The following is a 23,757-nucleotide window of genomic DNA, read 5'->3' as shown; positions in this document are numbered from 1 at the left end:
TTGTTAGGTGCTCTAACCAAAACCAATATTACAAGAGACACCATGCAAGCTTCCTCCTCCACGACGCAGGGCGGCGAGCTGCTGGACGTGCTGATCGTCGGCGCCGGCCTGTCCGGCATCGGCGCGGCCTGGTACCTGCAGCAGCGTTGCCCGAACAAGCGCTATGCGATCCTCGAGGCGCGCGAGGCCATCGGCGGCACCTGGGACCTGTTCCGCTATCCCGGCGTGCGCTCGGACTCCGACATGTACACGCTGGGCTACGCCTTCCAGCCATGGACCGCCGGCAAGGCGATCGCCGACGGCCCTTCGATCCGCAACTACATTCGCGACACCGCGCGCGACAACGGCATCGACCGCCACATCCGCTTCAAGCACAAGGTGACGGCCGCTTCCTGGTCCAGCCAGGACGCCTGCTGGACCGTGCAGGCCCTGCACGACGGCGCCGCGGTCACGATCCGCACCCGCTTCCTCTACATGTGCAGCGGCTACTACAGCTACGAAGAAGCCTACCGACCGGACTTCGAAGACGAAGACCGCTACCAGGGCCGTATCGTGCAGCCGCAGTTCTGGCCGCAGGACCTGGACTACGGCGGCAAGCGGGTCGTCGTGGTCGGCAGCGGCGCCACCGCCGTGACCCTGGTGCCGGCGATGGCCGACAAGGCCGCCCACGTCACCATGCTGCAGCGCTCGCCCACCTATGTGGTCACGCGGCCGTCCGAGTATGGCTTCGCCCGGCGCTTCCGCAGCTGGCTGCCGGAAAAGACCGCCTATTGGGCGACGCGCTGGCGCGTGATCGTCGAGAGCATGCTGCTGTACCGCGTGGCGCGCAGCAAGCCGGAGCTGGCCAAGCAGAAGATCGTCGCGATGGCGCGGCACCAGCTGGGCAAGGACTTCGACGTCGCCACCCACTTCACGCCCGACTACAAGCCCTGGGACCAGCGCGTCTGCGTGGTCCCGGACGGCGACATGTTCAAGGCCATCCGCAAAGGCCGCGCCTCGGTGGTCACCGACCACATCGCGCGCTTCACGGAGATCGGCATCCTGCTCAAGTCCGGCAAGGAGCTGGCGGCCGACGTGGTGGTTCTGGCGACCGGCCTGAAGATCAAGGTGCTGGGCGGGGTCGCGGTGACCGTCGACGGCAAGCCCTTCCACGCCAGCGAATCCATGTCCTACAAGGGCATGATGCTGAGCGAGCTGCCGAACTGCGTGATGACCTTCGGTTATACGAACGCCTCCTGGACCCTGAAGGCCGACCTCACCGCCGCCTACGTCTGCCGCCTGCTGCGCTACATGGACCGCAAGGGCATCGCGATCGCCGTGCCGCGCCGCGAAGCCGGGGTCGAGCCCGAGCCCTTCCTGAACTTCACCTCGGGCTACGTGCAGCGCGCCAAGGGCGAACTGCCGCAGCAGGGCTCGCGCCGCCCGTGGCAGGTCTACCAGAACTACCTGCAGGACATGATCACCATCCGCTACGGCCGCCTGGCCGACGGCGTGATGCACTTCGGAGCGAAAGGAGTTATGCCGTGAATCTCAGTAATCGCGTCGCCGTGATCACCGGCGCCGGCAGCGGCATCGGCCGCGCCACCGCACTCACCATGGCCCGCCGCGGCTGCCACCTGGCGCTGGCCGACATCGACGAAGCCGGCGCGCTCGACACCGCGCGCACCGCGCAGACGCTGGGCGTGCGCGCCACCGCGCACCGCCTGGACGTGGCCGACCGCGCCGCCGTCGCCGCCTTTCCGGAGATCGTTCGCAAGGCGCACCAGCGTGTCGACCTCCTGATGAACAACGCCGGCGTGGCGCTGGGCGGGACCTTCGAACAGGTCAGCGAGGGGGACTTCGACTGGCTGATGGAGATTAACTTCCACGGCGTGGTGCGCATGACGCGCGCTTTCCTGCCGCTGCTGCACGGCTCGGACGATGCGCGCATCGTCAACGTCTCCAGCATCTACGGCATCATCACGCCGCCCGGCCAGGCGGCCTACTCGGCCAGCAAGTTCGCGGTGCGCGGCTTCTCCAACGTGCTGCGCCACGAGCTCGAAGGCAGCACCGTCGGCGTCTCGGTGGTGCATCCGGGCGGCGTCGCGACCTCGATCGCAAAGAACGCGCGCGTGCCGGCCGGCGCGCCCGGCGACGAAATCGCGCGCGGCCGCAAGACCATGGAAAAGCTGCTGCGCATGCCGCCCGAACAAGCCGGCGAGATCATCGTGCGCGGCATCGAAAAGCGCCAGGCCCGCATCCTGGTCGGCAGCGACGCCAAGGCCGCCGCCGTCCTCGAGCGCCTGGCGCCGGTCGGTTACTGGAACCTCCTGAAGAAAGCGATCAAGCGATGAACATCTTCCTTGCCCTCGTCGGTATCCTGGCGATCCTGCTGGCGATCGTCGTCCTGTTCACCTGGCACACCGCGCGCAAGGTGGAGAGCCTGCTGCCGGCCAAGGGACGCTTCGTCGACGTGCCCGGCGCGCGCCTGCACATACGCGACTTCGGCGACACCCACGCCGGCCGCCCGGCCATCCTGATGATCCACGGCCTGGCCGGCCAGCTGTCGCACTTTACGTATGGCGTGGCCGGCAAGCTGGCCGCGCAGCACCGCGTGATCGTGGTCGACCGTCCGGGTTCGGGCTATTCGACCCGCGCCGCCAACACATCCGCCGACCTGTCGACCCAGGCTGCCGCGCTGGCCGCTCTGATGCGCAACCTCGGCCTCGGCCCGAGCCTGGTGGTCGGCCATTCGCTGGGCGGCGCGGTGGCGTTGACGCTGGCGCTCGAGCATCCGCAGCAGGTGGCCGGGCTGGCCCTGCTGGCGCCGCTGACCCACATCCGCGAAGACGTGCCGCCGGCCTTCAAGGGCCTGACCATCGCCTCGCCGCTGGTGCGCAAACTGGTCGCCTGGACGCTGGCGGTGCCGGCGTCGATCAAGAACAGCAAGGCGACGCTGGAGATGGTGTTCGGACCGGAAGCGGTGCCGAAGGATTTCGCCACCAAGGGCGGCGGCCTGTTGAGCCTGCGGCCGTCGGCCTTCCTGTCCGCATCGAGCGATCTGCAGGCCTTGCCGGAACGGCTGCCGCAGGTGCAGGAACGTTATCGCGAGCTGCGCGTGCCGGTCAGTGTCCTGTACGGCAAGGACGACCGCATCCTCGACTGGAAGGCGAACGGCCAGGCGCTGGTCGACAAGGTGCCGGGCGCGCGTCTGGAGCTGGTCGAGGGTGGGCATATGCTGCCGATCACGCAGGTGGAGCGGACGGCGGCGTTCATCGAGGCCGCTCTGCAGGACCTGCCCGCGGCGACAGCTACCGTCATTCCCGCGCAGGCGGGAATCCAAGCATCACGCGCCTGAGGCTTTTCGTCCAACTTGGGTTCCCGCCTTCGCGGGAACGACGTGATGGGGGCGGGAACGACGTGGCTGGGCGGGATCGACGTGGCAGGGCGGGAACGACGTGGCCGTTTCAGGCCGGCGCCGTGGCGTCGGCCAGCACCGCACTCAAGCCCATCAAATCGTAAGGCTTGCGCAGCACCACCGCATCCGGCCAGTTGTTGACCTCCCCTTTACCGGTCGCGAACACGATCCGGATCCCCGGCGCCAGCACGCGCGCCTCGGCCGCCAGCATGTCGCCGGACATGCCCGGCAGCTGGACGTCGGTGATCAACAAGTCCGACTCGCCCGAGATCAGCGCCAGCGCGTCTTCGGCGGTGCCGGCCGAGCGCACCTCGTGGCCGAGGTGCAGCAGCAGCGCCTCGGTCGCATCGCGGATCTCTTCCTCGTCTTCGACCAGCACGATGCGCAGCGATCCGCTGTTAGCGCCGGCGCCGCCGTCCGCGCGCGGCGGAGTGATCGCCGGCGCCCCCAGTGCGCGGCTGCGCTGGTTGGCCAGCACCTGGCGGATGCGGCGCGCCAGGCTATCGCGGGTATAGGGCTTGCCGAGCAGCTCGACGCCCGGATCGAGGCGGCCGCCGTGGACGATCGCGTTTTCGGTGTAACCCGAAGTGAACAGCACCGCCAGGTTCGGCAGGCGCTCGCGCGCCATGCGCGCCAGTTCCGGGCTGCGCAGGGTGCCGGGCATGACCACATCGGTGAACAGCACGTCGATCGGCACCCCGGATTCGACCACCGCCAGCGCACTGGCGGCATCGGCCGCCTTCAGCACGCGGTAGCCGAGGTCGGTCAGCATCTCGACCACGGTGGTGCGCACCGCTTCGTCGTCCTCGGCCACCAGGATGGTCTCGGTGCCGCCCACCGCCGGCGAGAGTTCGAGCACCGGCGCCAGCGCGTCCTCGACCGCGGCCAGGGTGCGCGGCAGGTAGATCTTGACGGTCGTGCCCTGTCCCGGCTCGCTGTAGATCTTGACGTGGCCGCCGGACTGCTTGACGAAGCCGTACACCATCGACAGGCCCAGGCCCGTGCCCTTGCCCTCCTCCTTGGTCGAGAAGAAGGGTTCGAAGGCCTGGCGCAGCACCTCGGGCGCCATGCCGGTGCCGGTGTCGGTCACGCCGATCATCACGTACTGGCCGGGCGCGACGTCGGCGTGGTTGCGGCAGTACAGGTCGTCCAGCACCGCGTTGTTGGCCTCGATGGTGAGCCGGCCCGAATTTGTCCCATTCGCGCTCATCGCGTCGCGCGCGTTGATGGCCAGGTTCAGCACCGCGTTCTCGACCTGGGCGACGTCGACCGCGGTGTTCCACAGCCCGCCCGAAATCACCAGTTCGACCTCGATTTCCTCGCCGAGGGCGCGGCGCAGCATGTCTTCCATGCCCATCACGACCCGGCTGATCTTGACCACGCGCGGCTCGAGCGGCTGGCGGCGCCCGAAGGCCAGCAAATAGCTGGCCAGCTTGGCGCCTTTCTCGACCGCAGAGCGGGCATTCGCGATCCAGCGCTGCACCTCGGCGCCCTCGCAATGCACCTCCAGCAGTTGCAGGTTGCCGGAGATGATCTGCAACAGGTTGTTGAAGTCGTGGGCCACGCCGCCGGTCAGTTTGCCGATGGTCTCCATCTTCTGCGACTGCTGCAGCGCCAGCTCGGTGCGGCGGATCTGCTCGGCCTGTTCGCGGTCGGCGGTGATGTCGCGCCCGATCGCGTGGATGAAGGCGGCGTCCGGCGCGGCCGACCAGGACAGCAGGCACCAGCTGCCATCCTTGCGGCGGAAACGGTTCTCGAACTTGTAGACGTAGTGACCGGCGCCCAGCGAATCCATCTGCGCCGCGGTGGCGGCATGGTCGTCCGGATGCACCAGATCGAAGATACTGCGGCCGACGGCATCGGCCTCGCTCCAGCCCAGCAGCGAGCCGAAGGCCGGGCTGACCGCCTCCACGCGCCCGTCGAAGCCGGCCACCAGCATGATGTCCTTGGACAGGCGCCACATGCGGTCGCGCTCGGCGGTGCGCTGCGCCACCTGCTGTTCCAGGCTGGCGTTCAGCAGCGCGAGCCGCTGCTCGTCCTGCTTGCGGTCTTCGATATCGGTGTTGGTGCCGACCCATGCGCTGACTTCGCCGTCGTCGCCGCGCAGCGACACCGCCCGGCACAGGTGCCAGCGGTAGCTGCCGTCGTGCGCACGCAGGCGCATCTCCGCTTCATAGGTCGAGCCCGAGGCGACCGCGATCGCCCAGCGGGTCGTCACTTCGGGCAGGTCGTCCGGGTGCACGATCGTGGTCCAGCCTGTACCGCCGAGTTCCGCCAGGCTCAAACCGCTGTAGGCATAGGCATGGTCGTTGAACCAGTCGTTCTTGCCGTCGGCGGTGCCGCTCCAGACCTGGTGCGGCATGGCCTGGGCGAAGCTGTGGAAGCGGGCATCGCTGGCGCGCCGCGCCTGTTCGGCGAGCACGCGTTCGGTCACGTCGTTGCCCTGCACAAACAGGCCGCTCACGCTGCCGTCTTCGCCGCGCAGCGGCTGGCAAGTGAAATCGATGTAGTACAGGCGGCGCTGGTTGCCGCCTTCGGACAGCCATAGCGGCGTCGCGGTGGCGGCGAACGGTTCGCCGCTACGGTAGACGTGGTCGAGCCGGTCGACAAAGCCTTGCGGCACGGTCTCCGGCAGCGCCAGGCGCAGCGGCCGGCCGATCACCGGGCGCTCGCCGATCAGGTTGCTGTAGGCGGCGTTCACCAGCGCGAACACGTGCTCGGGACCGGTCAGCTGCGCGACGAAGCTGGGCGCCTGCTGGAAGATCGCGCGCAGACGGCTGTGCTCGACGTCCAGGCCCACCTCGGCCCTGACCTTGGCGGTGCTCTCGACCACCAGCGCCATGACGCCCAGCACGCTGCCGTGCTCGTCGGCGACCGGCGAGTAATCGAGGTCGAACCAGCACTGCGCCGGCCGGCCGTCGCGCTCCAGGGTCATCGGCTGCTCGCGGTAAGACAGCGTGCCGCCGCCCAGCACCACCTCCAGCACATTGGCATTGAAGGCGGCGGCTTCGGCCCAGGCTTCGCATACGGGCGCGCCGAGCATGGCCGGATGGCGCGAAGCGGCGATGGCGGCATAGGCCGCGTTATAGATCATCACGCCCTCGCGCCCCCACAGGGTGGCGATCGGCGCCGGCGAGCGCAGCACCAGTTCGACGGTGGTGCGCATGGCCGCCGGCCAGCTCGCGATGGGACCGAGGCTGGTAGCGCTCCAGTCGTGGTCGTCGATCAGTTTGCCGAGAATTCCGCCATCACTGCCGAAGGTCCTGGCCAGGACCGCGTCGCGCATCGCCATCTTGTTAATAAACCTAGTCTTTTTATGAAGTCCGCAATTGTAAATGCTTTGAGGATTACAGGAAACACTATACGAAATGGGAGTGTTGCAAGATATTATTGGCCTTAAAATTGTGCAATATAGACAACATCTTTGGAGTGTCCATGCGCCCTTCCCTGCTCGGCACTGCCGCCCTCCTCCTGCTCGTCTGCGCCGGCTGGCTGGCGCTGGCGCCGGTGCAGGCCGATCCGGTGGCGTGGCAGGCGCCGGCGAATCCCGGCTATACGGGCGCGTATGCGGCGAACGAGCGCTTGGCGGACCTGTCGACGATCGCCCTGGATGGCGCGGTCGGACCGGAACATATCGCGCTGGGGCCGGACGGCTGGCTGTACGCGGCCGTGGCCGGCGGCAGCGTGCTGCGCATGCGGCCGGACGGCAGCGGCCAGGAGATCTGGGCGCAGACCGGCGGCCGCGTGCTGGGTTTCGCATTCGAGGGCAGCGGCCGCATGATCGCCGCCGATGCCATGCGCGGCCTGCTGGCGATCGCGGCCGAGGCGCCGCATCACGTGACCGTATTGGCCGACCGCATGCCGGACGGCGAGCCGATCCGTTTCGCGGACGCCGTGACGATCGCACCCGACGGCAGCGTCTATTTCACCGACGCCAGCCGGCGCTTTTCGCCGCGCGAGCACGGCGGCCCCTTCGAAGCCAGCCTGCTCGATTTCCTGGAACACGAACCGACCGGCCGCGTGCTGGTCTACCGGCCGGGCCAGGGCGTGGAAGTCGTGGCCGACGGCCTGTCTTTTGCCAACGGCATCGTGATGTCGCAGGACGGCCGCGCCCTGTTCGTGGCCGAAAGCGGCAATTACCGGGTCTGGCGCATCGCCGCCGACGGGCGCCGGCTCGACCTGCGCCATGGCCCCTCGGCCCAGGCTAGCGTGCTGCTGGCCGACCTGCCGGGCTTCCCGGACAACCTGATGCGCGGCATGGACGGGCGCATCTGGCTTGGGCTGGCCAAGCCGCGCACGGCCTCGGCCGATGCCACGGCCGGCCACCCTTTCCTGCGCAAGCTGGCGCTGCGCCTGCCGCGCTTTCTGTGGCCGCTGCCGCCGGCCTACGGCCACGTGCTGGCCTTCGATGAAGACGGCAAGGTGCTGGCCGACTTGCAGGACCCGGACGGCGCCTACCGCGACACCACCGGCGTGCTGGAAACTGCCGACCGTCTTTACATCCATAGCCTGCATGCGGAAGGCATCGGCTGGCTGCCGAAAGCCCGCGCACGCTTGCCGTAGTCGACACGGCTTCGCTGCAGCGCGTGCTAGTGTCTTGGCCTGTAGCCGCGGGCGGATGACGCCTTACCCCGGTGTTTCCGTGCTGCAGAGCAGCAGAAAAAAAGTCGCGCAAAGCACGCGTGTGCGCCCTTGCGGCAATTAATATGTTTTCTGCTGTACACACCTTTACCGAAGGGAAAGTGAACTATGAGCCAGAGTCAACCTCTGTCGCTGCATGTCCCGGAGCCTACCGGCCGCCCGGGTTGCAAGACTGATTTTTCGTATCTTGGCGTGAACCCGGCCGGCGTCGTGCCGCGTCCGCCCGTCGATGTCCGCTACCAGGACACGGCGGAGATCGCCTCCAGCCTGATCCGCGTATTGGACGACAACGACGATGCCGTCGGTCCATGGGCCCCGGAACTGGACAAGGAAACCCTGCTGTCCGGCCTGCGCACCATGATGAAGACCCGCGTCTTCGATGCCCGCATGGTCATCGGCCAGCGCCAGAAGAAGATGTCGTTCTACATGACCTCGCTCGGCGAGGAAGCCATCGGCACCGCCCACGCGCTGGCGCTGAAGGACGGCGACATGTGCTTCCCGACCTATCGCCAGCAAAGCCTGCTGATGGCGCGCGACTACCCGATGGTCGACATGATCTGCCAGCTGCTGTCGAACGAACGCGACCCGCTCAAGGGCCGCCAGCTGCCGGTCATGTATTCGTCCAAGAAGGACGGCTTCTTCACGATTTCCGGCAACCTCGCCACCCAGATCCCGCAGGCGGTGGGCTGGGCCATGGCCTCGGCCATCAAGGGCGACACCAAAATCGCTTCCGGCTGGATCGGCGACGGTGCCACCGCCGAGAGCGATTTCCACACCGGCCTCACCTTCGCCCACGTCTACCGTGCCCCGGTGATCCTGAACGTGGTCAACAACCAGTGGGCAATCTCGAGCTTCCAGGCCATCGCCGGCGGCGAGAGCGTGACCTTCGCCGCCCGCGGCGTGGGCGCCGGCATCGCTTCGCTGCGCGTGGACGGCAACGACTTCCTGGCGGTCTACGCGGCCTCCTGCTGGGCCGCCGAGCGCGCTAGAGGCAACCTGGGCCCGACCCTGATCGAATGGGTGACCTACCGCGCCGGCCCGCACTCGACCTCCGACGATCCGGCGCGCTACCGCCCGGCCGACGAATGGACCTACTTCCCGCTGGGCGACCCGATCGGCCGCCTGCGGCGCCACCTGACCAAGAAGGGCTGGTGGTCCGACGCCGAGCACGAAGCGCTGCAGGCCGCGCTGGAAGCCGAAGTGCTGGCCGCGCAGAAGGAAGCCGAGCAATATGGCACGCTGATCGATGGCCGGGTGCCGAGCGCCGCATCGATGTTCGAGGACGTCTACAAGGAGATGCCCGAACACCTGCGCCGCCAACGCCAACAACTGGGGGTGTGACGTGATGCGAGATATCGATAAAGACCAGGCCGCCGAGCAGGCTGCCGAAGAGACGGCGACCACGCCGATGACCATGATCCAGGCCCTGCGCTCGGCCATGGACGTGATGATGGAACGCGACCCCAACGTGGTCGTCTACGGCCAGGACGTCGGCTATTTCGGCGGCGTGTTCCGCGTCACCGACGGCCTGCAGGCCAAGTACGGCAAGCAGCGCGCCTTCGACGCCCCGATTTCCGAGGGCGGCATCGTCGGCACCGCGGTCGGCATGGCCGCCTACGGCCTGCGCCCGGTGGTCGAGATCCAGTTCGCCGACTATTTCTACCCGGCGACCGACCAGATCGTCTCCGAGGCGGCGCGCCTGCGCTACCGCTCGGCCGGCGACTTCACCTCGCCGCTGACGATCCGCATGCCCTGCGGCGGCGGCATCTACGGCGGCCAGACCCACAGCCAGAGCCCGGAAGCCTTCTTCACCCACGTCTGCGGCCTGCGCACCGTGATGCCGTCCAATCCCTACGATGCCAAAGGGCTGCTGATCGCTTCCATCGAGAACGACGACCCGGTGATCTTCCTGGAGCCCAAGCGCCTGTACAACGGTCCCTTCGACGGCCACCACGACCGCCCGGTGACCTCCTGGTCCAAGCACCCGCTGGGCAAGGTGCCGGAAGCTTATTACACGGTGCCGCTGGACAAGGCGGCGGTCTTCCGTCCCGGCGCGGACCTCACCGTGCTGACCTACGGCACCATGGTCTGGGTGTCGGAAGCCGCTGCGCTCGAGACCGGCATCGACGCCGAGATCATCGACCTGCGCACCCTGTGGCCGCTCGACCTCGACACCATCGTCGAATCGGTCAAGAAGACCGGCCGCTGCGTGGTCGTGCACGAAGCGACCAAGACCAGCGGCTTCGGCGCCGAGCTCGCCGCGCTGGTGCAGGAACACTGCTTCTACCACCTGGAAGCGCCGATCGAGCGCGTGGCCGGCTGGGACACCCCTTATCCGCATGCGCAGGAATGGGCGTATTTCCCGGGGCCGGACCGCGTCGGTGCGGCATTCAAACGAGCGATGGAGGCATAAAGGTGGGAATTCACATCATCAAGATGCCCGATGTGGGCGAAGGTATTGCGGAATGCGAAGTGGTGGCCTGGCGTGTCCAGCCGGGCGATGCGGTCACGGAAGACCAGATCCTGGCCGATGTCATGACCGACAAGGCGACGGTCGAGATCCCGTCGCCGGTGCACGGCACCGTGGTGGCGCTGGGCGGCAAGGTCGGCGAATCGCTGGCCGTGGGCGCGGAACTGATCCGCCTGGAAATCGAGGGCGCGGGCAACCTGAAGGCCGAGGCGGCGAAGCCGGCCGCAGCGGCTGCCGCGCCTGCCGCAGCCCCGGCCACTGCCGCAGCGCCGGCCGCGGATGAGCCGGCCGACGTGCCGCATGGCTTCGTGCCCGAGCCGCAGCGGGTGGCCGCCGGCGCGGCCAGCGTGTCGGCGCCCGCCGCTTCTTCGGCGCGTACGCCCTCGGCGCCGGCTGCTTCCCCGGCCGCGCGTTCGGTTTCGCCGGCACCGCAGCACAACGGCGCCGCCTCGCGCGCACTGTTCCGCGACCCGGGCGAAAAACCGCTGGCGGCGCCGGCCGTGCGCAAGCGCGCCTGGGACATGGGGATCGAACTGCAGTTCGTGGCAGGCAGCGGTCCGGCCGGCCAGATCACCCACGCCGACCTCGACGCGTTTGTAGCGGGCCGCCAGCGCGGCGGCCATGCCGCGCACGGCGGCGGCGGTTCCGACAGCCGCTATGCCGAGCTGCACGGCGAGGAAGCGGTGCCGCTGATCGGCCTGCGCCGCAAGATCGCCGAGAAGATGCAGATGGCCAAGCGCCAGATCCCGCACTTCACCTATGTCGAGGAAGTCGACGTCACCGAACTGGAAGCCCTGCGCGCCCAGCTCAACGAGCGCTACGGCAAGGAACGCGGCAAGCTGACCCTGCTGCCGCTGCTGATGCGCGCGGTGGTGCTGGCGATCCGCAAGTTCCCCGAAGTCAACGCGCGCTTCGACGACCAGGCCGGCATCGTCACCCGCTACCAGCCGGTCCACCTGGGCATCGCCACCCAGACCGACGCCGGGCTGATGGTGCCGGTGATCCGCAACGCCGAGGCGCGCGATCCATGGAACAGCGCGAAGGAGATCGTGCGCCTGGCCGAGGCCGCGCGCACCGGCAAGGCCGCGCGCGACGAATTGTCCGGCTCGACCATCACGATTACGAGCCTGGGCCCGCTGGGCGGCATCGTCACCACCCCGGTCATCAATCACCCGGAAGTGGCGATCGTCGGCGTCAACCGCATCCTCGACCGCCCGGTCGTGAAGAACGGCGGCCTGGTACCGCGCAAGCTGATGAACCTGTCTTCGTCCTTCGACCACCGCGTCATCGACGGCATGGTCGCGGCCGAGTTCATCCAGACCATCCGCGGCTATCTCGAAACGCCGGCAACGCTGTTCGTGGAATAAGGGATATCGATCAAGATGACGATGGAAACGACTTTACTCATCATCGGCGGCGGACCGGGCGGCTATGTGGCCGCCATCCGTGCCGGACAACTGGGCATCAAGACCGTGCTGGTGGAGGGTGCCCAGCTGGGCGGTACCTGCCTGAACGTGGGCTGCATCCCGTCCAAGGCGCTGATCCACGCGGCCGAGGAATTTCACAAGGCCTGCCACTATGCAGGCGACTCGCCATTAGGTATCCGCACCGCGGCGCCCAGCATCGACGTCAAGCGTACCGTCGCCTGGAAGGAAGGCATCGTCAAGCGCCTGACGGGCGGTGTCGGCGCCTTGCTGAAGAAGAACGGCGTGCAGGTGGTGCGCGGCTGGGCCCGCATCCTGGACGGCAAGACGGTCGAGGTGCTCAACAGCGAGGGCGGCGGCACAGGCGCCGCCAACGATGCCGGCGGTCAGACCACCCGCATCCGCTGCGAGCACCTGCTGCTGGCGACCGGCTCGGAAGCGGTCGAGCTGCCCTTCCTGCCCTTCGGCGGGAATGTGATATCCGCCACCGAGGCGCTGTCGCCCGCGACCCTGCCGGAACACCTGGTGGTGGTCGGCGCCGGCTACATCGGCCTGGAACTGGGCACCGCCTACCGCAAGCTGGGTGCGCGCGTGACGGTGGTGGAAGCTGCCGGCCGCGTGCTGCCGGCCTATGACGACGAACTGTCGCGGCCGGTGGCGGCGCGCCTGAAGTCGCTGGGCGTGGAGCTGCACCTGGAATCGAGCGTGCTGGGCATGAGCGAGGACGGCAAGTCCGTGCGCATGAAGAACGGCGGCGGCGAGGAAGTCGCGATCGAAGCCGACCGCGTGCTGGTGGCCGTCGGCCGCCGTCCGCGCACGGCCGGCTTTGGCCTGGAAAGCCTGATGCTGGACATGAACGGCCGCGCGGTCCGGATCGACAACCAGTGCCGCACCTCGATGCGCAATGTCTGGGCGATCGGCGACCTGACCGGCGAGCCGATGCTGGCCCACCGCGCGATGGCGCAGGGCGAGATGGTGGCCGAAATCATCGCCGGCAAGCGCCGCCACTTCACGCCGGCCGCGATTCCGGCGGTGTGCTTCACGGACCCGGAGGTGGTGGTGGTCGGGCTGAGCCCGCAGGAGGCCGCGAACCAGGGCCTGGACTGCATCAGCGCCAGCTTCCCCTATGCCGCGAACGGCCGCGCCATGACCATCGAAGGAACGGAGGGTTTCGTGCGCGTCGTCGCCCGCAAGGACAACCACCTGATCGTCGGCTGGCAGGCGGTCGGCAGCGGCGTGGCCGAGCTCAGCACTGCCTTCGTGCAGTCGATCGAGATGGGCGCGCTGCTGGAAGACGTGGGCGGCACCATCCACGCGCACCCGACGCTGGGTGAGGCGGTGCAGGAAGCGGCGTTAAGGGCGCTGGGGCACGCGCTGCATATCTGACAGCCCCGTCGTTCACGTGTGTCTAGCTGTCATCCCCGCGCAGGCGGGGATCCAAGCTCTGCGTGCGCTAACGCAGCGCTAAAACTTGGATTCCCGCCAAGGCGGCCGGCCAGGTCGGGAATGACGTCTTCTTTTACTGCTTGTCCGCCGACTGGCGGCTGCCGGCATTCCCGGTGCTCAGGCTTTCGGTCCCGCCCAGCCCGGTCTGCAGCTCGCCGGCTTCCTCTTCGGGACGGCCGGTATCCGAACCGACCACGTCGTCCAGGGTCGACTGCTTGTTGCCGCCGACATCGCTGTGCCCCCAGTCGTTGTGCTGGTTGCCGCCCCCGCCGACGACGTCGGCACCCATCGGTTCCCGCGGGTCTTTGGTTCCGTTCTGCGCGCTCATGGGTTCTCCTTCTGGCGATTGCCGGCGTCGCCGCCGACCTTGTTGCCGATCCCTTCCATGCCGGTTTCGATCGCCCCCGGCTCGCTCGGGCGGTAACCCTGCTTGCGCTCCTGTTCCGTGCCCGAGGTCAGCAGATCGTCGGAACGGACGTCCGATTGTGCGTTGCCGACCCCGCCTTCACGCGCATTGCCTGGCGTGCCGGCATCGACATCGCCCGACATGCGGCCGATATCGCCGGTGCCGCCGGTGCCCACGCTGGCAGCCGAACCGGTGCCGTCCTTCGTGGTCTGGTGGTAATTGCGGCCTTTGGCGTCCTTGCCTTCGCTTTGCATCGACATGCCGATCTCCTTGACGTTGACGTTGTGTTCATCATAGTCCCGCACATTCTGCAGACAAATAGGCAAGCACCCGACTGGCTTGTAGGACATATCGGGCGAGGCATTGTGGAATAATCAATACCATGAACGCAAAACACATTCTCGTCCTGTACGCCCACCCCGCCCCGCACCGCTCTCCGGTCAACCGCCGCCTGGCCGATGCCGCGCGCGCCACGCCCGGCGTCGTCGTGCAGGATTTATACGATACCTATCCCGACTTCGACATCGACGCCGAGAACGAGCGCGCCCTGGTGCGCGACGCCAGCCTGCTGGTCTTCCTGCACCCGATCCGGTGGTACGGCATGCCCTCCCTGATGAAGGAGTGGATGGACGTCGTCATGGTGCCGGGCTGGGCTTACGGCACGCCAGATTCGGTGTTGCGCGGCAAGGGCTACTGGCTGGTGGCGACCACCGGCAGCGGCGCCGAGGCCTACCAGCCCGGCGGCCTGCACGGCCGGCCTTTCGCCGACTTCCTCGCGCCCTTCGAGCAGACCGCCGCGCTGTGCGGCATGGACTGGATCGCACCGCTGACGATGCACGGCGCGGCCGCGGCCGGCGAAGCGGCGGTCGACGCCCACATCGCCGAGTTCAGGCGCCGCCTGCTGGCCTACACGGAGGCCGCACATGGAGAATAGCCTGCTGCAGAACGCACTGATCTATCTCGCTGCCGCCGTGGTCGCGGTGCCGCTGTCGAAGCGGCTCGGCATGGGCACCGTGCTCGGCTACCTGGCGGCCGGCATCCTGATCGGCCCCTACGGCCTGAAGCTGATCGGCAACGTCGAGGACGCCCTGCACTTCGCTGAATTCGGGGTGGTGCTGCTGCTGTTCCTGATCGGCCTCGAGCTCGAACCGGACCGCCTGTGGGCGCTGCGCCGGCCCATCTTCGGCTGGGGCGGCGCCCAGGTCGTGGCCGTCGCAGCAAGCCTGTTCGGCGCCGGACTGCTGCTCGGGATCGGCTGGAAGGTGGCGCTGATCGCCGGCCTCGGGCTGTCGCTGTCCTCGACCGCCATCGCCCTGGCCTCGCTGGAAGAGCGCAACCTGATGCCGACGCCCGCCGGCCAGGCCGGCTTCGCGATCCTGCTGTTCCAGGACATCGCCGCGATCCCGATGATCGCCATCGTGCCGCTGCTCGGCATTCCCGACGAGGCCGGATCGAGCGGCAACTTCTGGCTGGCCACCGCCAAGGTCGTGGGCGTGCTGGCGGCGATCATCGTCGGCGGCCGCTACCTGGTGCGCCCGCTGCTGCAGGTCATCGCGCGCACCGACACCCGCGAGATCTTCACCGCCTTCGCGCTGCTGCTGGTGATCGCGATCGGCCTGCTGATGCAGTGGATCGAGATGTCGATGGCACTGGGCGCCTTCATGGCCGGCGTGCTGCTGGCCGATTCCGAATACCGCCACGCGCTGGAGACCGACCTCGAACCCTTCAAGGGCCTGCTGCTCGGGCTGTTCTTCATCGCGGTCGGCATGTCGGTCGACTTCGCCGTGTTCCTGGCCCATCCCGGGCTGATCCTGGGCCTGGTGGCCGGCTTCCTGGTGCTCAAGACCGCGGTGCTGTACGGCCTGTCGCGCGCGTTCGGCATCGCCCGCGGCCAGCACCTGCAGTTCGCGCTGCTGCTGTCGCAGGGCGGCGAATTCGCCTTCGTCGTGTTCGGCGCGGCGGCCACCGCGCGCGTGTTCACCGAGGAAGTCGCTTCGATGCTGGTGGTCGTGGTGGCGCTGTCGATGGTGGTCACGCCGCTGGTGCTGATGGCCTACGACAAAGTCATGGCGCGCCGCGAATGCCAGGACAACAAACCCGAAGCCGACGCCATCGAGCCGAACGAAGACCATGTGATCGTCGCCGGCTTCGGCCGCTTCGGCCAGATCGTCGGCCGCTTCCTGCACGCGAACGGCATCAAGCTGACGGTGCTGGACCACGACCCCGACCAGATCGAGGTGCTGCGCCGCTTCGGCTTCAAGGTGTTCTACGGCGACGCCACCCGCGCCGACCTGCTGCGCGCCGCCGGCGCCGCCCGCGCCCGCGCGCTGGTGGTCGCGATCGACGACATCGAAGACAGCCTGGAACTGGTCGAGACCGTGCGCCGCGACTGGCCGCAGCTGCAGATCTTCGCGCGCGCCCGCAACGTCACCCACTACTACCAGCTGATGGACCGCGGCGTGACCATGATCGAGCGCGAGACCTTCGAGTCCTCGCTGCAGATGGGCCGTGCCGTGCTGACCGCCGGTCTCGGTCACAACGCCTACAGCGTGCGCCAGGCGGCGCTGAAGTTCAGGAAGCACAACATCGCCAACGTGCATGCGGTCTACCCGTACTACAAGGACCGCGAGCAGTATGTGTCGATGGCCAAGCGGGCGCGCGAGGAACTGGAGGAAATGATTGCGCGCGACCGGCGGGCGCAGGAAGGCGAGACGCGGCATGATTGGGATTGAGCTGCGCTTATGCGCGGCGCGTGAATCCGCACGTTAGGAAAGGCCGCCATGCGGCTTGTTCAGGATCTCCCGGTATGCTGGCGGAACCATTCCCTCATCCGAAAGAAACCGCATGGACAAGCTGCTTCGTACCCTGCTCGCCGCCGGCACCGCCGCTCTGCTGCTCGCCGCCTGCGCGGCACCGCGCAGCGCGCAAGAGGACGCCGCTGTCCGTTCCGTCGCCGTGGTCTCGCTGCTGGACGAGTCCGGCCCGGTACGGCGCCTCGGCTTTACGGTGTTCGCCAACGCCAGGGACGGCATTCCCCAGAACGGCAAGCTGAAACAGGTGGCGGTCGAGACGGTCAGGCAGCGCCTGGCGGGCACGCGTCCACAGTGGGCGCTCAAGGCTGGCGCGCTCGATCTCCCCGCCGGCGCCAAGCAGACTGCGAGCGCCAACACGGCGGCGCTGGCGGCCCTCGCGGCGCGCTTGGACGTCGACCAGATCTTCGTGCTCGAAGACGGCATGGGCCAGAACCTGCCCGGGCAAGGCGTCGGCCTGACCTTCCGCACCTTCGGCGACAAGGCCGGGCCGATGATGGTGCACGCCTATATCGGCCTGATCGTGGTGGACCGCAACGGCAAGGAACTGGTCAGGCGGGGCGCGACCAGGGATAATCCGCATATGACCCCTGAGACCGAGCTGGGGCTGCGTCCCGACCTGTCCAACCTGGGCGACCCGAAGGTCAGGGATACGGTGTCGCAGGCGCTGCAACGGCGGCTCAAGGGGGCGATCGAGGAAGCGATGGAGCGGGCCGGCTACTAAATCCGCACTGCCGGGTGTATCTGGTCGATGCTGCGAACGGCATCCTCGTGCATCCCTATGACGACCGGGGCATGGACATCATCTGCCGCCGCCCAGCACTACTGAAGGGGCTCTACGAGAAACATAATCGCTACCTGCTCGACTATGACAGGGAGACCATGGACCGCAGCTTCGATCCGGCATAGAAGGCGTGGACGACACTATCATTTCTTGCAGGCAGCATTAAGCGCCGCGCCGGCATAGAATCCTGTGCACATCACCCACCAGGAGACAAGATGCCCGCCGCCGTGTTTTCTCGCCGCTTCACCCTCAAAGCCGCTGTTGCCGCCACCGCCCTGCTCGGCATTGCCGCCTCCGCCCTCGCCGCCCCCTTCGAATCGACCCGCATCTCGGTTCGCACGGAAGGCAGCGGCCCGGACGTGGTGCTGATCCCCGGCCTGAATTCCTCGCCGCGCGTGTGGACCGAGATGATCAAGGCCGTGCCCGGCTACCGCTACCACCTGGTGCAGGTGTCCGGGTTTGCCGGCCAGCCGAAAGGCGGCAATACCGAAGGCCCGGTGGCGGCGCCGGTGGCCGAGGAAATCGACCGCTACATCAAGGAAGCCGGGCTCAAGCAGCCGGCCGTGATCGGCCATTCGATGGGCGGCACCATGGGCATGATGCTGGCCGCGCGCCATCCGGGCGACCTGTCGCGCCTGATGGTGGTCGACATGGTGCCTTTCATGGGGATCTTCTTCGGCGGTCCGGGTGCGACGGCGAGCAGTATCGTGCCGGTCGCCGACCGCGTCGAAGCCGGCATGCGCGCCGCCACGCCGGACGCGCGCAGCAAACGCGCCGTCGAGACCATCAATGGCATGGTGAATACCGAGTCCATGCGCGCCGGCGCGATCGAGGATTCGATGCGCAGCGATGCCGACGTCGGCACCCGCGCCTACCGCGAGCTGATCGTCACCGACCTCGGGCCGGAGCTGTCGAAGATCAGCGTGCCGGTGACAGTGCTGTACGTTCAGCCGAAGACCATGCCGGTGCCGGCCGGGCACTTCGACGCCGGGTACAAGAGCATGTACGCGCCCATCAAGAACGTGACCCTGAAGCGCATCGACGACAGTGCCCACTTCATCATGTGGGACCAGCCGGCGCGCTTCCAGGCGGAGGTAAAGGAGTTCCTGGCGAAGTGAACCGCCGTCCATGCGCACGAGCAGTCATCCCCGCGCATCAGCCGTCATCCCCGCGCAGGCGGGGATCCAAGTTTTCGCACGTGTTAAGGCTGCGCCCGCAAACTTGGGTTCCCGCCTGCGCGGGAACGACGTATCTGGTGCGGGAACGACGTATTCGGTGCGGAACGACCTCAAGTAGGCGCCTGCTGCGCCGTCCAGGTCGGCCCCGGCGTCACCGGCTTGCCATCCACCCAATCCACCCGATCGATGCACATCCGGCGCGCGGTCTGGCCCGGGTCCCAGGCGTGGTACACGATCCAGGTCTCGCTGCCACTTGGTGACACCGTGAACGAATTGTGCCCCGGCCCCAGTAATTCCCCGGAAGACGGCGTGCGCATCAGCAGCGCCTCGTGGCCGCCTTCGGGGCGGCGGTACGGGCCTTCGGCGTGTTTCGCCACCACGTAGCTGACGCCGTAATTCTCCTTTTCCCAGGCCCCGCCGCTGTAGAAGCAGTAGTAGTGGCCGTCGTGATAAAGCACCGAGGCGCCTTCCACCGTGTGCCAGTCGTAGACATTGCCGTACATCGTGCGGCCCTTGCGGAACACGTGCCAGTCCTGGTGCGGGCGCACCACCGTGCGCGCCTCGCCCGCCAGCGTCGTCATGTCGAGCAGGCGGTCGACCACGATGCCGGTGCCGGTCCGCTCGTCGTGCGACAGCTCGAGGAAGTCGACGCAGTAGAACAGCCACCACTGCCCTTCCTGGTCGCGGAACGGGTGGGCATCGATCGAGAACGGCTGGTCCGGGACCAGGATCTTGCCGGTGTCGACGAAGGGCCCGGCCGGGTGCTCGGCCACCGCCACGCGCAGCTTCTGGTCGGTGCCTTCCCGCGCATTGCCCGACGAGTAATACATATAGAAGCGGCCCTCGTGCGCGGCCACTTCCGGCGCCCAGAAGTGGTAGCCCTGGTCTGCGTCCATCCCGGCGGCGGGCACCAAAGCATGACCGAGCGATTCCCAGTTGACCATGTCGGTCGAGCGCAGCACCGGCACCTGCCTGCCGTCGGCACCGCCCGGGCCGGTGCCGTAGGCATAGTAGACCCCCTCGTGCCGCAGCACGAAGGGATCGGCGAAGACCTCGGGCCAGACCGGGTTGGTGTAAGTCGTCGTCATGATCACAGGGAGAAGCGCAGACCCAGGCCGTAAGTGGTCGGGTTGTAGCGGATGTCGCGCGGACGGATCGGGTCGTTCAGGTAGCTCTCGAACTTCTCCTTGGTGATGTTGATCGCGTCGAACTGCAGCGAGATGTTCGGCGTGATCGCATACGACAGGCTGAGGTCGACGAAGGTCGCGGCCTTGACGTGGCGGTCCTGGCCGAAGCGCGGCTCGGCGATCTGCTCGACGTAATCGCCGCGGTGGTTGGCGGTCAGGCGGCCGGTGATGCCGTTACCTTCGTACAGCAGGGCCAGGTTGTAGTTCTTCTTGGCGACGCCGATCAGCGGCGTGGTTGTGAAGTTGGTGCCGTTGCTGGAGACCAGGGTCTGGTTCTCGCCCAGGATCCAGGTGTAGTTGGCCTGGGCGCCGAAGTTGCTCCAGATGCCAGGCAGGAAGTCGAAGAACTTCTGGATGCCCAGCTCGGCGCCCTTCAGCTTGCCGGAACCGGAATTCTGCGGACGCGTCACGCGGTAGTTCAGGCCGCCGATGGTCTCGTTCGATTCCATGTTCTGCAGATAGCCGTCGATATCGCGGTGGAACAGTGCGATCTGCGCGTAGCCGTTTTTCGGGAAGTAGTATTCCAGCGTGGCGTCGAAGTTCTTCGAGCGGGTCGGGCTCAGGTTCGGGTTGCCCGCGGTGCCGGTGCCGGGCGCGTTGACGGTCGGCGGGATCAGCGACAGCGCCGGGTTCAGCGAGGCGAAGTCCGGGTAGGTCAGGGTCTTGCCGTAGGAGATGTGCGACTGCAGGTTATCCTGCCAGGCGACCACCGCCGACGCGCTCGGCAGGAAGTTGTTGTCGCGCGAGGAGACGTCGATCGGGCTGACCACGTCGCCGATGCGGCTGTTGCCCAGCAGGCTGCGGGTGATGCGCATGTAGCGCCCGCCCACGGTGCCGCTGACGCCGATCTCGCCCAGCTTGGTTTCCCAGCGTCCCTGCAGATAGAGGGTGGTGTTGTTCTCGTTCTGGCTGAAGGCGCGGGTCGGGTCTTCCGCCACGCGACCCGGCGCGGCGCCGTAGAAGGCGCGCACGGTGTCGGCCTGGTCGATCAGGAAGTCGTGCGAGGGCGTCATCCACGGGCCGCCGAGGCGGTCGAGGCCCGGTACCAGGGTTTCGAAGGACGGGCCGAAGGCGCCGATCGGGGTGGCGCGGTTGGCGCCGTCGATGTCGCTGTGGCCCTCGGCGCCCTTGAAGCCGGCGCGGCGCTGCGACAGGCGGATGCCGCTGTCGATGCTCCTGAAGAAGCCGTCGCCCAGGCGGTAGCTGCTGTCGAAGCGCCACTGCGTTTGCTCGCCGGTAGAGATGCCCCAGTTCTGCACCATCCCGCGCAGCACGAACTGGTTCGGGTCGCGCAGCGCGTTGGCGCTGGTCGGGGTGGTCACGGTGTTGTAGCCGCCGTGGCCGTCACGGCCGTAGGTGTAGACGTTGATGCTGGCGCCCGGGATCTGCTGGTCGACGATCACGGTGTCGTTCACAAAGGTCGATTTGGTCCAGGCGAAGTTCGACGATGCCTTCCATGGGCCGTTCTTGTAGTTCACCGCCAGGTTCAGGTAATGGGTGACCGTGTGCTCTTTCTGGCCCCAGGTCGAGGTGGCGGTGTACGGGTCCCAGTCGTAGGGCCCGCCGAACTGGGCGGCGCCGGCATAGGCCGACTGGATCGGACAGATCACGCCGTTCGGCGTGTTGCAGTAGTCGCCCTGCGGCGCCAGCACCACATTGGTCAGGCGCGGGGTCCAGGTGACGATGCCGAGGATGTAGTCGACCGCGTTGCGCGCGCGGTAGCCGGTGCCGAGGTACTGCGCGCTGACGTCCATCTGCGGGCTGATCTTCCATTGCAGGGCGCCGTGCAGGCTGCCGCGGTCGCGCTTGCCCTGGTTGTAGATGCCGCCCACGTTCGGCAGTTCGCCGAGGCGGTCGCCGGCGCGCAGCGGCGCGATCGGCTGGTCGTCGTTCAGGCGCACGGCGGTGCCGTCCGGGCTGACCGAGAAGATACGGTCCGGCCGGTCGACCCACTGCACCGGGTAACCCCAGTTCTCGCGGTTGAACTGCAGGTCGACCAAGGCGCCGATCTCGCCGTAGCTGGTGTTCCAGCGGTTGCTGACGGCGAAGCCGCCGGCCGGGTTGTTCTTGTCGCTGGTGGCGCTGGAGCCGTTGATCTTCTGGCGGCGGTTTTCCAGGAAGCCGGTGGCGTTGAAACCTTTCACGTCGAAGGGCGAGCGCAGACGCACGTTGACGGCGCCGGCGATGCCGCCTTCGAGCTGGTTCGCGGTGGCGCTCTTGTACACGTCCAGGCCGCCGATCGACTGCACCGGCAGGTCCTGGTAGGACAGGCGGCGGCCGTTGCCGGTGAAGATCTGGTTGCCGTCGATGGTCGTGACCACGTCCGGCAGGCCGCGGATGATGACGGTGCTGGTCTCGCCGCGGTCGCGGCCGACCTGCACGCCGGCGATGCGCTGCAGGGCGTCGCCGGTGGCGCGGTCTGGGAACTTGCCGATGTCCTCGGCATTGATCGAGTCGACCACCTGGTCGGCGTTGCGCTTGATCGCCTCGGCGCTGCGGATACTCGAGCGCAGGCCGGTCACCCGCACCTGCTGAACCTCCTGCTGGATCTGCGCCGGCTGGGTCGGCGCGGCCGGGCTGACCTCGGTCTGCGGCGCGGCGTCAATGCCGGCCGCCGATGCGCCGGCGGCGCCCGAGGCGCCCGTGGCAGCGGCGGCACCCTGCTGGTTCGCAGCCGGATTGGCGGTGCGTGGCACTTCGCGCGCGGCGTCACCGGCCTGCAGCGTGGCCTGCTCGGGTTGCGAAGGTGGCGTACCGGTGCCGCTCTGGGCAAAGGCGCTATGGGCGATCAGGGCCAGGACGGCCGCGCAGACAGGGCGGAGCTGGAAGGTGGTCATGCAAGTCTCCTGAAAATATTAGTAATAATTCTTAACAGGAAGCTAACGCAAAACCCAAGTCGGCGGCGCGCGCCTGAGCCGGTTTTGTCCGGAATTTACAACAGCGGCGGTGCCACCGAATCGCGCAGCACCAGCGGGCATTCACTCTTGAAAACGGTGTTCTCGACGCGTCCGCCACGCGCTTGCGTGATCAAAGTTTCTGCTGCCCATCTGCCCATTTCGTAGTTTGGTAGCAACACTGTGGTGAGGGGCGGATGGGTGTAGCGGGCCAGGTCCTGGTCGTCGTAGCCGACCACCGACAGCTCGCGCGGCACCGCCAGCTTGCGTTCGCGCGCGGCGTCCAGCGCGCCCAGCGCCATCAGGTCGTTGGCGCAGAACAGCGCGGTGGGACGGTCCGGGGCGTCCAGCAGCGACAGCGCATGGGCGTAGCCGCTGTCCACCTGCCAGTCGCCCTCGCGCACCAGCGCCGGATCGAAGACGATACCGGCGTCCGCCAGCGCATGGCGGTAGCCCTTCATGCGGTCGCCGGCGGCCTCGATCCAGCCTTCGCCGTTGATGAAGCCAATGCGCCGGTGCCCGCTCGCGATCAGGTGCATGGTGGCCGTGTAGCCGCCCTGCTGTTCGGCCGGCACCACCGCCGGGCGCGGGCGCTCGCCGCCGTGCTTCATTTCGTGGCAGTTGAGGAGCACCGTCGGCACGCCGGCCAGCGCCGCCGGCAGCGTCACGGCGCGCGTGAAGATGGTGGCGTAGATCACGCCCAGCAGCGCCGGGTGGTCGAGCATGCCCGCCAGCACCGCCTGCTCCTGTTCCGGGTCGCCGCGGGTGGCGAAAGCCGCCACCAGGCAGTCCTGGTCCCAGGCGCCGTCCTTGGCGCCGTCCATGGTCTGCATCGCGTGCGGGCTGGTGGTCAGCTCGTCCGTCAGATACACGATCAGGTTGCGGCTTTGCCTGGGCTGGCCGGGGCGATTGTCCTGGCGGCCGTGGTGGCGCTCCAGCGGATAGCCGAGCTCGCGGGCGATGCGCAGCACCGTCTCGCGGGTCGCGCGCGACACCTTGGCCCCGCTCAGGTGGTTGATCACCAGCGACACCGTCGACTGCGACACGCCGGCCAGCTTGGCGATGTCGGTCATGGTCGGACGGCGCCCGCGCACCGGCCTGTTCATCGCGCCTCCCGCCT

19 protein-coding genes are annotated in these 23,757 nt (G+C 67.8%); 13 read left to right on the top strand and 6 right to left on the bottom strand.

Annotation, left to right across the window (positions count from 1 at the left end):
- Window positions 1-42 precede the first annotated feature (42 nt).
- The 3 genes from NX782_RS08065 to NX782_RS08055 are packed head-to-tail and all read left to right on the top strand — an operon-like array spanning window position 43 to window position 3,337.
- Complete coding sequence (locus NX782_RS08065) at window positions 43-1,527, top strand: flavin-containing monooxygenase (protein WP_258844928.1); 1,485 nt, start codon at window positions 43-45, stop codon at window positions 1,525-1,527.
- Window positions 1,524-2,333 (top strand): SDR family NAD(P)-dependent oxidoreductase, encoded by an 810-nt coding sequence (locus NX782_RS08060; RefSeq protein ID WP_258844927.1) that lies wholly within the window; start codon window positions 1,524-1,526, stop codon window positions 2,331-2,333. The genes NX782_RS08065 and NX782_RS08060 overlap by 4 nt, the downstream gene beginning before the upstream one ends.
- Window positions 2,330-3,337: an alpha/beta fold hydrolase gene (locus NX782_RS08055; protein ID WP_258844926.1), complete on the top strand. Its 1,008-nt coding sequence runs from the start codon at window positions 2,330-2,332 to the stop codon at window positions 3,335-3,337. The genes NX782_RS08060 and NX782_RS08055 overlap by 4 nt, the downstream gene beginning before the upstream one ends.
- A 109-nt stretch (window positions 3,338-3,446) precedes the next feature.
- Here NX782_RS08055 and NX782_RS08050 read toward each other — a convergent pair whose 3' ends face one another.
- The gene (locus NX782_RS08050; RefSeq protein ID WP_258844925.1) at window positions 3,447-6,683 is read right to left on the bottom strand and encodes a PAS domain S-box protein; all 3,237 of its coding nucleotides are present in this window, start codon (window positions 6,681-6,683) and stop codon (window positions 3,447-3,449) included.
- A gap of 149 nt (window positions 6,684-6,832) precedes the next feature.
- Between NX782_RS08050 and NX782_RS08045 the strand changes: the two genes are divergently transcribed.
- The 5 genes from NX782_RS08045 (at window position 6,833) to lpdA (ending at window position 13,318) form a co-directional block, all read left to right on the top strand.
- The gene (locus NX782_RS08045) at window positions 6,833-7,960 is read left to right on the top strand and encodes an SMP-30/gluconolactonase/LRE family protein (protein WP_258844924.1); all 1,128 of its coding nucleotides are present in this window, start codon (window positions 6,833-6,835) and stop codon (window positions 7,958-7,960) included.
- Window positions 7,961-8,146: 186 nt separating this feature from the next.
- Window positions 8,147-9,379 carry a 3-methyl-2-oxobutanoate dehydrogenase (2-methylpropanoyl-transferring) subunit alpha gene (locus tag NX782_RS08040; protein WP_258844923.1) on the top strand — a complete coding sequence of 411 codons (1,233 nt, stop codon included), beginning with the start codon at window positions 8,147-8,149 and terminating at the stop codon, window positions 9,377-9,379.
- Window positions 9,380-9,446: 67 nt separating this feature from the next.
- A complete protein-coding gene (locus NX782_RS08035; protein ID WP_258845012.1) occupies window positions 9,447-10,451 on the top strand; it encodes an alpha-ketoacid dehydrogenase subunit beta in 1,005 nt (334 codons plus the stop codon).
- Between the two features lie 2 nt (window positions 10,452-10,453).
- Window positions 10,454-11,875 (top strand): dihydrolipoamide acetyltransferase family protein, encoded by a 1,422-nt coding sequence (locus NX782_RS08030; RefSeq protein ID WP_370661772.1) that lies wholly within the window; start codon window positions 10,454-10,456, stop codon window positions 11,873-11,875.
- A gap of 9 nt (window positions 11,876-11,884) precedes the next feature.
- On the top strand, window positions 11,885-13,318 hold the full coding sequence (gene lpdA, locus NX782_RS08025; protein ID WP_370661777.1) for a dihydrolipoyl dehydrogenase: 1,434 nt from the start codon (window positions 11,885-11,887) through the stop codon (window positions 13,316-13,318).
- Window positions 13,319-13,451: 133 nt separating this feature from the next.
- Here the strand turns inward: lpdA and NX782_RS08020 are convergent, their stop codons facing one another.
- On the bottom strand, window positions 13,452-13,706 hold the full coding sequence (locus NX782_RS08020; protein ID WP_258844921.1) for a hypothetical protein: 255 nt from the start codon (window positions 13,704-13,706) through the stop codon (window positions 13,452-13,454).
- On the bottom strand, window positions 13,703-14,044 hold the full coding sequence (locus NX782_RS08015; RefSeq protein ID WP_258844920.1) for a hypothetical protein: 342 nt from the start codon (window positions 14,042-14,044) through the stop codon (window positions 13,703-13,705). The genes NX782_RS08020 and NX782_RS08015 overlap by 4 nt, the downstream gene beginning before the upstream one ends.
- A gap of 122 nt (window positions 14,045-14,166) precedes the next feature.
- Between NX782_RS08015 and kefF the strand changes: the two genes are divergently transcribed.
- From kefF to NX782_RS07990, 5 genes are all read left to right on the top strand, one after another.
- On the top strand, window positions 14,167-14,718 hold the full coding sequence (gene kefF / locus NX782_RS08010) for a glutathione-regulated potassium-efflux system oxidoreductase KefF (RefSeq protein ID WP_258844919.1): 552 nt from the start codon (window positions 14,167-14,169) through the stop codon (window positions 14,716-14,718).
- Entirely contained in the window at window positions 14,708-16,516 is a 1,809-nt protein-coding gene (kefC, locus tag NX782_RS08005) for a glutathione-regulated potassium-efflux system protein KefC (protein WP_258844918.1), read from the top strand. Before kefF ends, kefC begins: the two co-directional genes overlap by 11 nt.
- Window positions 16,517-16,628: 112 nt before the next feature.
- Complete coding sequence (locus tag NX782_RS08000; protein WP_258844917.1) at window positions 16,629-17,318, top strand: hypothetical protein; 690 nt, start codon at window positions 16,629-16,631, stop codon at window positions 17,316-17,318.
- 14 nt (window positions 17,319-17,332) lie between these two features.
- Window positions 17,333-17,503 carry a DUF3885 domain-containing protein gene (locus NX782_RS07995; RefSeq protein WP_258844916.1) on the top strand — a complete coding sequence of 57 codons (171 nt, stop codon included), beginning with the start codon at window positions 17,333-17,335 and terminating at the stop codon, window positions 17,501-17,503.
- A 90-nt stretch (window positions 17,504-17,593) separates the two neighbouring features.
- Window positions 17,594-18,496 carry an alpha/beta fold hydrolase gene (locus NX782_RS07990; RefSeq protein WP_258844915.1) on the top strand — a complete coding sequence of 301 codons (903 nt, stop codon included), beginning with the start codon at window positions 17,594-17,596 and terminating at the stop codon, window positions 18,494-18,496.
- A gap of 170 nt (window positions 18,497-18,666) precedes the next feature.
- Here NX782_RS07990 and NX782_RS07985 read toward each other — a convergent pair whose 3' ends face one another.
- From NX782_RS07985 to NX782_RS07975, 3 genes are all read right to left on the bottom strand, one after another.
- Window positions 18,667-19,644 carry a glycoside hydrolase family 43 protein gene (locus NX782_RS07985; RefSeq protein ID WP_258844914.1) on the bottom strand — a complete coding sequence of 326 codons (978 nt, stop codon included), beginning with the start codon at window positions 19,642-19,644 and terminating at the stop codon, window positions 18,667-18,669.
- A gap of 2 nt (window positions 19,645-19,646) precedes the next feature.
- Window positions 19,647-22,580, bottom strand: coding sequence for a TonB-dependent receptor (locus NX782_RS07980; protein ID WP_258844913.1), 2,934 nt, complete (start codon window positions 22,578-22,580; stop codon window positions 19,647-19,649).
- Window positions 22,581-22,675: 95 nt separating this feature from the next.
- Window positions 22,676-23,743, bottom strand: coding sequence for a LacI family DNA-binding transcriptional regulator (locus NX782_RS07975; RefSeq protein ID WP_258844912.1), 1,068 nt, complete (start codon window positions 23,741-23,743; stop codon window positions 22,676-22,678).
- Window positions 23,744-23,757: the final 14 nt, after the last annotated feature.

This window comes from Massilia norwichensis, from assembly GCF_024753245.1.
GTDB lineage: Bacteria > Pseudomonadota > Gammaproteobacteria > Burkholderiales > Burkholderiaceae_D > Telluria > Telluria norwichensis.
Note: the sequence above shows the minus strand (reverse complement) of the source record. Positions and strands in the feature narration are given on the sequence as shown.